The organism is Paraburkholderia sp. MM5496-R1 (genome assembly GCF_050436205.1).
GTDB lineage: Bacteria > Pseudomonadota > Gammaproteobacteria > Burkholderiales > Burkholderiaceae > Paraburkholderia > Paraburkholderia tuberum.
Genome location: NZ_JBNDLT010000002.1, coordinates 122,345 through 137,807 on the forward strand (window position 1 = coordinate 122,345; position 15,463 = coordinate 137,807).

The following is a 15,463-nucleotide window of genomic DNA, read 5'->3' on the forward strand; positions in this document are numbered from 1 at the left end:
CCACATCATGACAACGTCCACCAGGCGGCAATCGATCGTTCCGCCGCCGTTCCAGGCGTTCTACGACGCTTACCATTTTTCGCCCGCGACACGCGTGGGCGACACGATCTGGGTCTCCGGCCAGGTTGGCATCGGCCCCGATATGAAAGCCGGCGAAGGTATGGAGGCGCAGGCCCGCATTGCCTTCGAGTCCCTGAAAGCCGTGCTCGAGAGCGCGGGCGGCAGCCTTGCAGACATTGTGGAGCTGACCACGTTCCACACGGACCTGCGCGGCGAGATCGAGGCCTTTTCGGCGGTCAAGGACGCGTACTTCCCGGCGCGCTATCCGTCGTGGACCGCGGTTGGCGTAACACAACTGGCGCTTCCCGAGTTGTGCATCGAGATTCGGGCTGTAGCGGTGGCAGGGTGCGGCGAGGGCTGAGCGGTCCGGTCCCGGGACGCCTGGTTTGAATCAAACGATATGTACTGCAAATGAACGTGGTATAGGACGGAGAGTCATGATGAGAAAGCACACAATCGGAGCCGCATCTGCCATCACGGCGGCGTTATTGTTCATGGCCGGCGTGGCCGCTGCCGACGACCTCACGCCGGTCGGCGGCGAGCGAGCGGCCAGCAAGGACGGGCTCGTCCCGGCGTTTGCCGGCAGGGAGGCCACGCGCCTGCAGGCTGGGAATGGGGCAAGGTTCGCGGCGAGTTCTGGTCGCACAAGAACGAGAAACCCTTGTACACGATCGATGCGTCGAACGTCGACAAGTACGCCGACAAATTGGCGCCGGGGCAGATCCAGCTCATCAAGCAGTCGAAGGGTTACCGCATGGACGTCTATCCGTCCCACCGCGAATGCCAGTTGCCGGACTTCGCCGAGCAGAATTCGAAGGCTAATCTCACGACGGCGAAACTCGCTTCGGATGGTGAGACGGTGCAGGCCGCAGTGCTTCCCGGGGTGGCTTTCCCGCAGCCGAAGAGCGGCGCCGAAGCGATCCTCAACTACGAGACGCGCTATCGCGGCGAGGGTATCGAGTGGTCACCGGTTGTGACATCCATTTCTCCGCGCCCCGGCAGTAGTGACTGGATCGACGCAATCGGCCCGCAGGCGTTCTATTTCCCGGCGGGCAAGGAGGGCAAGACCACACCGCAGGACGTCGATCAGTTCAACCTCGGCGCCTATTTCTCGGTCGATTCGCCCGCGGCGCTGGCCGGACAGGCATTCGTGCAACGCCAGTACTTCGACAAGGACTCGGAGACCTACTACTACTTCCCTGGACAGCGGCGCGTGAGACGCATGCCGGCCTATACGCACGATGCGCCGCTGATCGGCTTCGAAAACCAGTACCTGATCGACGAATCCAACATGTTCAACGGCTCCATCGACCGCTTCAACTGGAAGCTCGTGGGCAAGAAGGAAATGATCGTCCCGTATGACGATTTCGGCATGTACACCTTCAAGGACAAGCTGCACGACGTCGCCACGCCCAACGGCATTTCGTCCGATCATCGTCGTTACGAGGTGCACCGCGTCTGGGTGGTCGAGGCAACGCTTAAGCCATCGGCCCGCCACGTCGCTTCGAAAAAGGTCTTCTATCTGGATGAGGACAGCTGGCTCGCGCTCGTGGGCGAGGACTATGACGCGCAGGGCAAGCTCTGGAAGATGCGCGAGAGCTACCCGATCCCGGTATGGGAGTTGGGCGGCGCCTGCGATAACGAGCCGATGGCGCAGTACGACCTCAACAATGGACGCTACGTCTTTGACGCCTCGTCGATCGGCCAGGGCAAGGACGTCCGCTGGTACCAGCAGGTCAACGATCCTCGTTTCAAGACGGACTTCTACTCGGCCGAATCCCTGCGATCGGTGAGCGAGCGCTGAAGTTCGGCAAACCACAAAGGGGGCCGGCGCGCATCGATGAGGCGCGCTGGCAATGAGATTGGCGGCAGGGGAGGGTGATGAAAACGAAGACGATAGGAAGGACTGCGACAGTTTCGCTGGCGATCGCCGGCGCGGCTGCCACCTCCAGCGCGTATGGCTACGAGTTTACGACCGGGATCAACGATCTTACCGGCTCGTGGGTGACCAACCTCACGGCGGGCGCAGGCATCCGCACCAAAAACCCGAGCTGCTTGCTCACGGGTGACCCGAACGCGTTCGACTGTGGAGCAGGCGCTAACGTGAACCAGTGGGGCGTTGGCGACAACGGCAACCTGAACTATCGCAAGGGTCAGCCCTTCAGCACCTACGTCAGCGCGACGAGCGAGCTGCTCTTCAAGATGCCGAGCGAGGGACTCAAGTTCATGATTCGCGGCACCGGCATGTACGACTTTCTTGCCGGTGATACGAACAGAACCCCGCTATCGAGCACCGCGTCGGCACAGGTCGTCTATGACGTGCAGTTGCTCGATCTATGGGGCGAGAAGGACTTTACGATCGGTGGTAACGCCGCGCATGTGCGGCTCGGCAATCAGGTGATCAACTGGGGAGAAAGTATCTTCGCGATAGGTGGCGTGAACGCCACTAATTCTCTCGATGTCCAGAAGCTGCTGATTCCCGGCTCGCAACTGAAGCAGGCGCTGCTTCCGGCGCCCATGATTAGCTTCGCCGCCGATCTTTCTCATGGTTTTAGTACTGAGGGTTACTATCAATTTTGGTGGAACGGCAACCGCTATCCACCGGTCGGTTCCTACTGGTCAGTGTCCAACAGCCTCGGCCGCGGGACGGAGCCATATACGGTCAGCACCAACAACCTCAACGTAGCCGGCCCGAGTGCAGGCACGATCGCCGGGCCTGCCAGCGGCAACCAGGACACGCTCAACGGCATCTACACGGGTCTCGTCAACGGCGCTTTCGCCGGGCCGCCGTACAACGTGATTGGCCTTCCGGTCGAGTGGCAGGCACCATCAAAGTACAAGCCCCAGTTCGGCGTGAAGTTCAACTATTCGCCGCGCTCGTTTGACGCAAACTTCGCGATTTACTACCTCAACTACACCGACAAGTCGCCGGTGCTTTCGTCGCTGGCCAACGGGACATTGCAGTGGTCGTATCTGCAGAACCGTCAGCTCTTTGGAGCGAGCGCAAACTTCGGGCTTGGTCCCTGGGCGATCGGCACGGAGCTTTCGTACCGGCCTCATGATGCCGTGGCGCTGTCGAGCTGCTATGGCGCGGGTGGCCCGCTGGACCTGAACACCAACGGCGTGGCAGGCATCGACTGCCAGCAATGGGCCGATAAAAAGAGATTCCAGTACGACATCAACGGCATTCTCGCGCTCACGCGCAGCGAATATCCGTTTCTCAAACTGATCGGCGCAGACGCTGCGGCGCTCACCTGGGAACTCACGTGGATCTACTACCCGGGCCTGGGCTCGAATGGCGTTACGCGCACGGTCAACGGGCAGAGCGTCACGCAGGTGCCGATGGCGGGATATTTCCCATGGCTGAACAACAACTCGAACCTGGGCTATCCCATCGCTATGGGACAGGGAACGTCGAGCTCGGTGGGCGCCACGGTGGACTTCAACTGGACCTATGACGGTTCTCTGATTCATGGCTGGCAGGTGACGCCGGGCATTACATTTGCCGATGGCCTGTACGGCTATACACCAACGCTGAGCGCGAACTACATGCAGGGGGCGAAGTCGTTGAACCTCTACGTGCTGTTCAACCAGAACCCGACGGTGTGGCAGGCGGGGATCAACTACACGCTGTTCTGGGGAGGGCACAACACGGTCGGACAGCCTTATGCGGACCGAAACTTCGTCGGGATGTTCGTCACCCGCAACTTCTGACGATTCATCAGCCAGAGGGCGATCCCACGTATGGGATCGTCGAAACACCTGAAGGGATAATGCCGTGTTAAATCGCCTGGTAAAAACGCTGGAAAGGGTCTTCTTCGGTTACCGTGCGGCGGTGCTCGTGAGCATCGTCGTGTTCACCGCCGTCATGGCCTTTTTCGCGGTGCAACTGCGCATGGACGCGGGCTTCGAGAAGCAGATGCCGATCGGCCACGAATACATCCAGACCTTCCAGAAATACCGCTCCGACCTGCTCGGCGCGAACCGGATCACCGTGGTCGTGCGCGCCCGCAAGGGCCCGATCTGGACGAAGGAGGGCCTTACGCGTCTGTACAAGGTGACCCAGGCCGTCTCGTACCTGCCGAACGTGGACCGCATTGGCGTGCAGTCGCTGTGGACGCCAAACGCCTACGTGAACGAGATCACCGACGAGGGCTTCCGCGCAGAGCCGATCATCTCCGGCACGATCACGCCGGACCAGCTCACGCCGGACGTCGTCGCGAAGATCCGCCGCGCGACCACACTCGGCGGCTATGTCGGCACGCTCGTTTCGCACAACGAAGACAGCGCCATGATTACGGCCGAGCTCAACGAGCGCGACCGCAACGGCAAGGTGCTCGACTACGTAGCGTTCAACCACCTGCTCGAAGCGCAGATCCGCAAGCCGTTCGAAGACGCGGGCTATGAAATCCAGATCATCGGCTTTGCCAAGCAGATTGGCGATATCGCCGATGGCGCGACCGCCGTGCTCGGCTTCTGCGGCATCGCACTGCTGCTGACTGCGCTCGCGGTCTACTGGTACTGCCATTCGGTGCGCTTCACGGTGCTGCTGATTTCATGCTCGCTGACGTCGCTCGTCTGGCAATTCGGCACGCTCAAGCTGCTGGGCTTCGGACTGGATCCGCTCGCGGTGCTGGTGCCATTCCTCGTCTTTGCGATTGGCGTCTCGCACGGCGTGCAGCAGGTCAACTTCATCGTGCGCGAGATCGCGCACGGCAACAGCTCGTTCGACGCAGCGCGGCACAGCTTCAGCGGTCTGCTGATTCCGGGCGTGCTGGCACTTGTCACCGCATTCGTCTCGTTCATCACGCTGCTGCTGATCCCGATTCCGATGGTGCGGGAGCTGGCCATCACGGCGTCGCTCGGCGTCGCGTATAAGATCGTGACGAACCTGGTGCTGCTGCCGGTCGCGGCTTCGTGCTTCAACTTCACGAAGCGCTACGCGGACAGTGCGCTGGAGCGCAGCGAGCGACGCTCGTCCTGGCTGCGGGGGCTCGCGCGCATCGCCCAGCCGCGCTATGCAGGCGTGACCGTGGCATTGACGATGGTGGTGTTCGCACTGGCCGCCTGGCAAAGCCGCGACCGCGTGATCGGCACGCTTCAGCCGGGCGCGCCGGAACTGCGTGCGGATGCGCGTTTCAACCGCGATGCCGCGGCGATTGCTTCGAGCTACGACATCGGCCTCGACTGGCTCACGGTCGCGATCGAGTCGTCGCAGAAGGGCTGCGACAACCCGGCGCTCGGCCTGTACGAGGACGATCTCACGAGTGCGATGCGCACCGAGCCCGGCGTGGTATCGGCACAGTCGTACTCGGCGATGCTGCGCCGTTACAACCAGGGCTACAACGAGGACTATCCGAAGATGAATGTCGTGCCGATCGACCCGGAGAACTATGGGGCGGTGTCGGTGGATGTAGGTCGTGTCAAAGGCTTCATGACGGCGGATTGCAGCATGACGGCCGTGCATCTGTTCCTCACCGATCACAAGGCCACCACGATCAGCCGGATTCTGGATGACGTGAAGACGTATCGCGCAACGCATCGGTTCCCGGGCATTGCCGTGCGTCTCGCAGCCGGCAATGCGGGCGTACTCGCCGCAACCAACGAGGAAGTGGCGGCAAGCGAGCTGCCGATGATGCTTTACGTGTACGCGGCGATCCTGATCCTCGTGTTCCTCGCCTACCGCGACTGGCGCGCGATGCTGGCGTGCTGCCTGCCGCTATCGGTGGCGACGTTCATCGGTTACTGGTTCATGAAGGAACTGCAGATCGGGCTTACGGTAGCCACGCTTCCGGTGATGGTGCTGGCCGTGGGCATTGGCGTTGATTACGCGTTCTATATCTACAACCGGCTACAGGTGCATCTGGCGGGTGGGCAGAACATCGTCAAGGCGGTGCAGCACGCGATGCTCGAAGTGGGCGTGGCGACGATTTTCACCGCGATCACGCTGGCGATCGGGGTGGCGACCTGGAGCTTCTCGGCGCTGAAGTTCCAGGCCGACATGGGCAAGCTGCTGGCGTTCATGTTCCTCGTGAACCTGCTGATGGCGATGACGGCACTGCCCGCACTCGCCTCGGTGCTGGAACGGTGGTTCCCGAGGCGCAAACCGGCGCGCGCGCCCGGACTCTTCAGTCATTGAACATGGGAGACGCAGTCATGATCAAGATGCTTGTTGCTTGTGCCGCGCTGTTCGCGAGTGCGGCAGTCTGGGCTCTGCCGCCGGGAACCGTTGCGCAGTGGGCGGCCATGCCGGCGCACACATGGGTGAACCCATTCCACATGATGTTGCTGGACGCCGCGCGTGCCGGCAAGCGCATCGTGGCCGTGGGCGAGCACGGCGTGATCGTTCTATCGGATGACGAAGGAAAGACGTGGCGCCAGGCCCGGCAGGCGCCGGTCTCGGCCACGCTTTCGGCGGTGACGTTCATCGATGCGCAGCGCGGCTGGGCGGCCGGCCAGTGGGGCGTGATTCTCGCGACCACCGATGGCGGAGAAACGTGGGAGAGGCAGCGCATGAATCTCTCGGTGGACCAGCCGCTGTTCTCGGTTCTGTTCACGAACGAGAGGGATGGCCTGGCGGTAGGCCTGTGGTCGCTGATGCTGGCCACACACGATGGCGGCAAGACGTGGGTCAAAGTGACCGTGCCGAAGCCGCCGGGCAGCACGAGGGCGGACCGCAACCTGTACCACATCTTCGCGGACCGCCAGGGCGCGCTTTATATCGATTCGGAACAAGGCATGGTGCTGAAGTCCACGGACGGTGGCGCGAACTGGAGCTATCTGGCGACGGGCGGAAAGGGCACGCTGTGGAGCGGCGTGGCGCTGCCTGACGGGCGGATCGTGGTGGGCGGCCTGCTGGGCAGCCTGTACCAGAGCAGCGACGGCGGAGCGACGTGGGCCGCGCTCAACTCGGGTACGAAGAGTTCGATCACCGATCTCGTGGCGACTCAAAACGGACTGATGGGCGTCGGGCTCGATGGCCTCGTGTTCCGGCAACGTGAGGGCAGCATGTCGTTCGAGGTTCAGCAGCGCGACGATCGCGCGACGCTCACCGCTGCAGTGATCGATGACGCCGGCAAACCGGTGTTGATTTCGCAGGACGGGGCGCTGACGGCACGTTGAGAAACGCCAGTCGCTACCTTGTCAGAACGTTCTCCTTAGGTGCAGAGAAGAAAGGGGAGAAATAATGAAACTGAATTGGGCATCAAGCATGGATCGGAAAAATAAGCCGGATGCACAGACCCGGCGTCAGCTGCTACGTGTTACGGCGTTGGGGGCGGCGTCACTCGCCGCCGGCGGCATGTCGCTGGCACAAGCCGCCGTAATCAAGCCCATCAACGGCGACATTCTGGACGTCGCGATCGTCGGCGCGGGTCTAGCAGGACTGACCGCGGGTCGCGACCTCAAACAGGCCGGATGTGATTCGTTCGTCGTGCTCGAGGCACGCAACCGCGTCGGTGGACGCACGTATAACCATGACCTCGGGCATGGCGTCGTTTCCGAAGCCGGAGGGCAGTGGATCGGTCCCGGCCAGACGGCGATCTTCGATCTGGCGCGTCAACTCGAGATCGATACGTTTCCGAGTTGGTACACCGGCAAAGACCGTGGTGATGGCGGAAGACGCCACGGTGGCCCAGGACTTCCATGGTGGGACTGGCGGCGATGACACGATCGGGAACCGGCTTGCCGAACTGTCGCGCGGTGTGCCGTCCGGCGCGCCGTGGACGGCGCCTCATCTGGCGGAACTGGACAAACTCTCCTACGGCGAGTGGCTCTTGCAGCAGGGGGTGAAATACGAGGACGGCTACTTCCTCGGACTAGCCGCGAAGCTGACCACGGGCGGCGCGCCGGCGCAGCTGGGTCTGCTGCATTACTTATCGATGGTCAACAGTGCAAGCTGCAACTACACGCAGCTCGAAGCGTTCAAGGGCGGCGCGCAGGAAACACGCATCGTCGGCGGCTCGCAGCGTCTGAGCATCAAGATGGCCGAGCAACTGGGCGACAAGGTCAGGCTGTCCTCGCCGGTGCGCAGGATCGCGGGCTGGGATCGTGATGTCGTTGAGCTTCACACCGATCAGGGCGTCCTCAAGGCGCGTCGTGTGATCGTTGCGATGAATCCGGCCCTGTGCAATCAGGTGGTTTTCGATCCGCCGTTGCCCGGCGGACGGGCGCAACTCCAGCAGAACTGGCCCACGAACGCCCCCATGCGCAAGACGGTCCACGTCTACGACAAGCCGTTCTGGCGTGACGCCGGATACTGCGGAACGATCTTCCAGGTCGGCGGCCCGGTCTTCATGGCCTACGACAACTCGCCTCCCGACGCATCGCTCGGCGTGATCGCCGCATTCGTTGCACCGGGGATGCTGCCGCACGACTCGGCGATGGCCGAAAAGACACTGTCGGCCACTTATGCCAAGGCATTCGGGGACCGCGCGCTGCATCCGACGCAGTTCCACGATTACGACTGGGGCCGGGTCGATCCCTGGACCCTGCATTGCATCAATCCTATGCCGCCGGGCTTCTGGACGAAGTGGGGCAAGTATCTGCATCCCGAAGTGGGGCGTCTGATCTGGTCAGGGACCGAAACCGCGGACATCTGGGGCCGGCGCAATGGACGGCGCAGTGCGTTCGGGCCACCGCGCTGCCTTGCAGGCGCTGGCCGGCTTCACTCGACGCGGCGAGGTGGCGTGAATGAAACGCACATGGATCGTGAGCGCAGCCGTCTTGCTGGCAGGTGTCGTGAGCGTTGGAGCGCTCTACGGACGCGATTACATCGACGGCATGCAGTTTGAGAAAGCGATGAGCGAGGTCGACAAGACAGAGGTGGCCAACGGCGGCCCCTGGCCGCAACGTCAGGAGACCTGCTACTTCTGTCACGGTGCGCACGGGCAATCCGTCAACGCCTCGTATCCGGCGCTGTCCGGACAGCCCGAGGCTTATCTCGTCGCGCAGTTGCACGCGTTTGCCGATGGGCAGCGACTCGACCCCTACATGGGTGCGATTGCGAGGGAGCTTACGGATGAGCAGATCAAAACACTGGCTGTCTATTTCTCGCGGCAGATGCCGGTCCAAAGTGAAGCGGAGCGCGGCCAGCCGGCGCTCGAACAGCGCGGCATGGCACTCGTCGCGGCGAAAAGCTGCCAGGCCTGCCACGGGGCATCGTTCATGGGCCGGGAACAGATTCCACGGCTGGCCGGCCAGGGCGAAGCCTATCTCGCGAAGCAGCTTGCTGCGTTCAAGACGGGCGAACGTCGTGACCCGAGCGGCGCAATGAACGGGATGGCCGCTACATTGTCCGGCGAAGACATCCACGCGGTGGCCAGCTACCTTGCGGGGTTGAGCCCGGGAGGCGGCAGCGCAGGCATGCAATAGCCGCTATGGCGTAGAGCTACAGGAGTCGGGAAGAAGCAGGAAATAATCTGCTTTTTTTTAAATCTATGTATTTTGTAACGTGACCTATATTTGGTATTATGTTCTATAACATCGGAGCGCATTATCGCGGCAAGCCCGGCATCTAGCCGACGCAAACATTCCACCAATCAGGTTTCAGGAGGCAGGTATGGCAAAGCACCCCGTCGTCGTTTATGGCGCAAGCGGTTACACCGGCATGTTGATCATGGACTGGCTCATCGACCAGGACATTCCCTTTACGGCGGTTGCGCGCAATGCGAAGCGTACGCAGGACATGATGGCGCAGCGAGTCGTGCGCCTCGAATCAGCGAACTACGAAATCATCGAGGCCGACCACAATGTTGATGCGCTCGTGAATGCATTTCGAGGTGCGAAGGTCGTGTGCACCACCGTCGGGCCGTTCTTCGATTTCGGGCTGGTTGCGGTAGAGGCGGCACTCAAGGCAGATTGTCACTACCTCGACACTACTGGCGAGCAACACTTCATCCGCCAGGCGCGCGATCAATTTGGCGAGTTGTACCGTCAGGCTGGTCTGCTGTTGTCGCCGTCGAACGCGTACATGTACACGTTCGCGGAAATTGCCGCCGAGCTGGCACTCGAGACGCCGGGTGTCGACGCGCTCGAGACGGCGACCTTGACGCGGGGCCCCCGCGGTGCCGGCGCCGGTGTGAGCGTCGGCTCCACGGCGACCATCTTCGGAGGCTATCGCCAGGAGTCGTGCTATCTGTGGGAAAAGGAGCTGGTGCCGCATGAGAAGCACGCTTCATTCAACGTTGCCTCCCCCGATTTCCTTCAGCCCGTGTTCGCGCTCCCTTGGGGTGGCACGTCGCTGCCGGTGTACTTCGAGCACGATCCGCGCGTTCGCAGCTGCATTTCTTGCGTGGGTTTCTACGACAACAACGCGATGCAGATGGTGCATGCGCTCGGACAAAAGTGGGATGCCGAGTACGCGAACCTGCCCCGCGAGCACCAGGATGCGGTGCTCAAGCAGCTCGTCGATTCCACCACGCCGGCCATGCCGCCGCGCGAGCGCACGTCGCTTCATCGCACGGTCGACTTCGCGATCGGTCGCGGCCAGCTTGCAGCGGTGCGTGCAACCCTGCACGGCATCACGCCGTACATCTCCACTGGCGCCATTCATGCGGCCGGTGCCATCAAGCTGCTTGACGGCGAGACCGCCAGGGTGGGCTTCGCTTCAGGTTCGAAGGCATTCGGACATCGCTATTTGCTCGGGTTCCTCGAGCAGCGTGGGCTCGCGCGCGCAACGATCGCGCAGCTGTAAGCACCGCGCGCGCAGATTCCGGACTGACTCAGGGAAACATGGGACATGGCAATCATTGACTTCTTCGACCGCGGTTGGCGCATCAACCCCAATGGCGTCGCCTACATTCAGGACGAGCGTAGCTATTCGTTCAGTGAGGTTCACACACTGTCGTGCCGCATCGCCAACGGCCTGCTCTCAGCCGGCTTCGAAAAAGAAGCGAAGGCGGCGGTCTGGGCCGACAACGACGTCACGGCATGGACTTGCACGCTGGGGCTGTGGCGTGCCGGGGTGGTGTGGATACCCGTGAACGGACGCACCGCACCGCAGGAGAATCAGTACGTGCTCGACGCGTTCGATTGCGAAGCGCTTTTCTTTCATCAGGCGTTCGCACCGGCGATCGAAGCGCTGCGTCCCAGCCTGCCCAGGGGGTCAGGCTCTGGGTCTGTATCGATGCCGATCTGCCGTGGGCGCCGTCGCTCGAGAAATGGAGCGCGGCGCAGCCCGCGACCGAACCGCGCGTCGATTACGACATGGACGACATCGTGACGCTTTCGGGTACGGGCGGGACGACCGGATTGCCCAAGGGCGTGATGAACACGCATCGTGCGTTTCAGACTTACTTCGCGCAGTTCATGATGGCGTATCCCTATGGCGTGGAGCGCCCGGTGAATCTCGCTGCAGCGCCCATGACACATACCGCGGGGATGCTGTCGCTGCCTTGCACCGCTCGCGGCGGTACGGTGGTCGTGCTGCCGAAGCCCGATCCGGCGCTTCTTCTCGCGGCGATCGCGAAGCATCGGGTCACGGAGTTCTTCCTGCCGCCGACGGTCATCTATCGACTGCTGGATATCCCGGGCATCGAGAGCCAGGATTTTTCGTCGCTCAAATGCTTCCTCTATGGTGCCGCGCCGATGTCGGTGGAGAAGCTCAAGCGCGCGATCGCGGTGTTCGGTCCGGTCATGGCGGGTGGCTATGGCCAGACGGAAGCCCCCGCGTCCATCTCCTATCTCACGCCTGCCGAGCACTTCGTCGACGGCAAGCTTGCGCCGGATAGCCGGCTCTCGTCGGTCGGCAGGCCCAACCCGCTGATCCGTGTCGAAATCATGAACGATCGCGGTGAAATCGTGCCGCAGGGCGAGACCGGCGAAATCTGCGTACGCGGCGACCTCGTCATGAAGGGCTACTACAAGGCGCCGGAGAAAACCGCGGAAACGATCGTGAACGGCTGGCTGCACACGGGCGACGTCGGCCATCTTGACCCGGAAGGGTACCTGCACATCACGGACCGCAAGAAGGACATGATCATCAGCGGCGGCTTCAACGTCTATCCGAGCGAAGTCGAGCAGGTGATCTGGGCGCATCCGGCGGTGCAGGATTGCGCGGTGATCGGCGTGCCCGACGAAAAGTGGGGCGAAGCCGTGAAGGCAGTAGTGGAGCTCAACGCGGGTCATAGCGTCAGTGCCGAAGAGCTCGTGGCATTGTGCAAGGAGAAGCTCGGCTCGGTCAAGTCACCGAAGAGCGTGGACTTCATTGCAGCATTGCCGCGCAGCACGGCCGGCAAGGTGCTGAAAAAGGATCTGCGCGAGCAGTACTGGCAGGGAGAAACCCGCCGGATCTAAGTCAGCCACGTAGAGAAAAAACACCATGAGCGACATTTACATTGCCGGCATTGCGATGACCGTGTTCGGCCGGCACTTCGAACGCAGCATCGACGATCTCGCGGGCCAAGCATTACGCGGCGCGTTGAAGGATGCGGATTGTGGCGCCGAGGCGATCGGCGCGGCTTTCTACGCTGGCATCACTGCGGGGCCGTTGCAAGGCCAGCTGTCGATTCCGGGGCAGGTCGTCTTCAGCAAGATCGGCATTGAAGGCATCCCGGTCTACAACGTCGAAAACGCCTGCGCATCGGGCAGCACCGCCGTGCATCTCGCGGTACAGGCATTGAGGTCGGGTGCCTGCGATGTTGCGCTGGCGCTCGGTGCGGAGAAGATGAACGTCGCGGACAAGGCGAAGTCATTCGCCCTGTTCGAGGCGGGTTGGGACGTGACGCGCGTCGATGAGAACTTCGCCAGCCTGTTGAAGCTTGGCGAAGGCGTCGAGCCGCCGCCCGGTTCCGAGTCGGATCGCCCCTATAGCCGCTTCATGTCGGTCTATGCCGCGCTGTGCCGGTATCACATGAAGACCTACGGCACCACGCAGCGCCAGATCGGCGCCGTGTCGTCGAAGAACCATCTGCATTCGGTGCACAACCCGTATTCCCAGTTCCGCCAGGCTTTCACGATCGACGAGGTGCTCGCGGCGCCGCCGATCACATATCCGATCACGCTGCCCATGTGCGCGCCGGTTTCGGACGGCGCGGCGGCGGCGATCCTGTGCACGGGGGAGGGCTTGCGACGCATCGGTGCCGACCGCAGCCGCTGCATCCGGGTCGCGGCGAGCGTGGTTCGTAGCTTCACGCATCGTCGCCTCGACGAGCCGCAGAAGAACATCGGCCGCCTCGCGGCGCTGCAGGCCTACGAGCAGGCGAGTCTCGGTCCCGATGACATCGATGTCGCCGAGGTGCACGACGCGTCGGCGATGGGCGAAATCATCCAGGCCGAAAACCTCCAACTGGTTCCACCCGGTCAGGGCGGTCCGGCTGCCGAGCGCGGCGAGTTCACGCTGGGCGGGCGCATTCCCATCAACACGTCGGGCGGACTCGAATCGAAGGGACATCCATTGGGTGCGACGGGGATCGGTCAGCTTTACGAACTGGTTACCCAACTGCGGGGTGAAGCGGGGGCGCGTCAGGTACCTGAGGCGCGTCATGCGATTCAGGAAAATGGCGGTGGATTTCAAGGCGTCGAAGAGGCGGCGCTTGCCGTCCACATTCTGAGCAAGTCTTGACGGAGCAGGTATGGACGAAATGACGGAAACCCAGGCAGGGCGGCAAGTCGACTCGCGCTCCGGAGTGAATCGCCGCATTTTCCTCAAGGGCGCGGCGGCTGCTGCCGTGGTGGTGCCAGCAGTGGCGGCCACGCAATGCTCACGTGTCGATTCTGCTGGACCCGTTGCGGAGGGCAGAATGTCTGCGGACATGGAGAAGTACCGCGCGCTAGGCGGCTGGGTTGAAAGGCCGGACGATATGCAACCCGAACTCGCTGGCGACGTGAGCGCGGATGTGGTTATCGTCGGCGCCGGTTTTGCTGGACTTTCGGCGGCGCTGGAGCTGGTCAGCCACGGAGCGAAAGTGGTCGTGCTCGAGCGTGAGTTCGCCGGATTTGGCGCGAGCGGACGCAACGCGGGCTATCTGGCCGGCGCGCTCGCGCTCGAATACGATCTGTTTCTCAAGGACATCGGCAATGAGAAAGGGAAGTCGATCGTCCGCTACTACGAGGACGCCGTCCCCTTCGTGGAAGGCAAGCTCAAAGAGTACGAGATCGACTGTGACTACAACCAGACGGGGATCATCCGCGCGGGAATCGATCCCGCCCAGGAGGAGAAGGTACGCGAGGACATGCGAACTGGCGCCGAGCTGGGCTTTCAGTCGGAGTTTCTTGATCAGGCTGAGATGCGCGCGCGCGGTATTCCGCCGGCATTTCTGTTTGGCAACTACGTGCCGCGCGGTGGCACGCTCCACCCCGGCAAGTACGTGATGGGTCTCAGGCGCGCGGCTCTGCGAGCCGGGGTTAAGCTCTACGAGAATACGCCGCTGCTGTCTTACACGGAGGGGCCGGTCATCAAGGTGCAAACCCCACGAGGCAGTGCGAGCGCCCCGGTGCTGATGCTGGCCACCAACGCCTATACGCCGCAGCTTGGCCTTCTTGCAGACAAGGTCATACCGTTGCGGGTCTCGGCCATCGAGACCGAGCCGCTTTCCGATGCTCAGCGCAAGACCTTGGGCTGGCCGCGGCGCGAAGGCATCGTGACGGCACACTGGACCATGGAAAGCCACCGTCTGACCGTCAACAACACGCTCGTTGTGACGACGAAGCGGATACATTATCCATACGGCTCCAAAACGCCGAACGTGCCGGACTACGAGTCGTATCGCGAGCTGCGCACGGCGCTGCACGACCGCTTCCCGACACTCCAAGGTATTGCGTTGCGGGCCTGCTGGAGCGGCTATATCAGTTTGGCCAATGACGCGCTGCCGGTTGTAGGGGCGACAGGGGCGCACCGGAACATCTTCTACAGTGCCGGGTGCTCCGGACATGGCGTGGCCGCCCAATCCATGGTGGGAAACATGATTGCCGGGCGGATTCGCGGCATCGACAATCCGCTCCTTTCTGCGCTGGATCACAAGACACCATCAACGCTTCCCGAGCCCTTGCGATGGTGTGTGGTCAACGGGGCGCTGGGCGTGGTGAACGCGCTCGACGACCGCGTAAACCACAAGGCGCGCGCAGCGCAAGCGCAGCGGGCGTAATGTGCATAGCGCCATGGAATGCTTGCGGAGACCATGCCGCTCGCGGCCCGATTCGAGCATTGGGAGAGTCGCTCGATGATTGGCTACTGTGAATAGGGGTCCTATTAGGCGGGGACGAACGCTGCGTCACGCGCCCTCCATGTGGATGGTTGTTCAGCCTGGCGTAAGGTATAGTCATGTTTACCTAGAGAACGGTTCGTGTGACCGCGTTGCTTCGCTTCGGCGAGGCGTCATACTTCACTCAGGACGGAAAGCGATGACAGTGCCAAAAGAACCAAGCACCCGTAAGCGGCGCACGTCGAGTGTGGCAGCCTCCGCGG

At 62.4% G+C, this 15,463-nt stretch carries 8 protein-coding genes and 3 pseudogenes; all 11 read left to right on the forward strand.

The genetic code is table 11. From position 1 onward, the window contains the following. Positions 1–7: 7 nt before the first annotated feature. The 11 genes and pseudogenes from OKW38_RS07380 (at position 8) to OKW38_RS07430 (ending at position 15,143) form a co-directional block, all read left to right on the forward strand. On the forward strand, positions 8–421 hold the full coding sequence (locus tag OKW38_RS07380; RefSeq protein WP_429360802.1) for a RidA family protein: 414 nt from the start codon (positions 8–10) through the stop codon (positions 419–421). Positions 422–497: 76 nt separating this feature from the next. Next, positions 498–1,864, forward strand: a pseudogene (locus OKW38_RS07385) (DUF1329 domain-containing protein). A 77-nt stretch (positions 1,865–1,941) separates the two neighbouring features. Beyond that, complete coding sequence (locus OKW38_RS07390; RefSeq protein WP_429360803.1) at positions 1,942–3,774, forward strand: DUF1302 domain-containing protein; 1,833 nt, start codon at positions 1,942–1,944, stop codon at positions 3,772–3,774. A 64-nt stretch (positions 3,775–3,838) separates the two neighbouring features. Continuing rightward, positions 3,839–6,199, forward strand: a complete 2,361-nt coding sequence (locus tag OKW38_RS07395) for an efflux RND transporter permease subunit (protein WP_429360805.1) — start codon at positions 3,839–3,841, stop codon at positions 6,197–6,199. Positions 6,200–6,216: 17 nt separating this feature from the next. Next, the gene (locus OKW38_RS07400) at positions 6,217–7,182 is read left to right on the forward strand and encodes a WD40/YVTN/BNR-like repeat-containing protein (RefSeq protein WP_429360807.1); all 966 of its coding nucleotides are present in this window, start codon (positions 6,217–6,219) and stop codon (positions 7,180–7,182) included. 88 nt (positions 7,183–7,270) lie between these two features. Continuing rightward, a pseudogene (locus tag OKW38_RS07405) lies at positions 7,271–8,751 on the forward strand (flavin monoamine oxidase family protein). Continuing rightward, positions 8,752–9,432: a c-type cytochrome gene (locus OKW38_RS07410; protein ID WP_429292815.1), complete on the forward strand. Its 681-nt coding sequence runs from the start codon at positions 8,752–8,754 to the stop codon at positions 9,430–9,432. Between the two features lie 187 nt (positions 9,433–9,619). Next, positions 9,620–10,753 carry a saccharopine dehydrogenase family protein gene (locus OKW38_RS07415; RefSeq protein WP_429360809.1) on the forward strand — a complete coding sequence of 378 codons (1,134 nt, stop codon included), beginning with the start codon at positions 9,620–9,622 and terminating at the stop codon, positions 10,751–10,753. 45 nt (positions 10,754–10,798) lie between these two features. Then, positions 10,799–12,354, forward strand: a pseudogene (locus tag OKW38_RS07420) (class I adenylate-forming enzyme family protein). Positions 12,355–12,379: 25 nt separating this feature from the next. Next, complete coding sequence (locus tag OKW38_RS07425) at positions 12,380–13,621, forward strand: thiolase family protein (protein ID WP_429360810.1); 1,242 nt, start codon at positions 12,380–12,382, stop codon at positions 13,619–13,621. A 178-nt stretch (positions 13,622–13,799) separates the two neighbouring features. Then, entirely contained in the window at positions 13,800–15,143 is a 1,344-nt protein-coding gene (locus OKW38_RS07430; RefSeq protein ID WP_429363687.1) for an NAD(P)/FAD-dependent oxidoreductase, read from the forward strand. Positions 15,144–15,463: the final 320 nt, after the last annotated feature.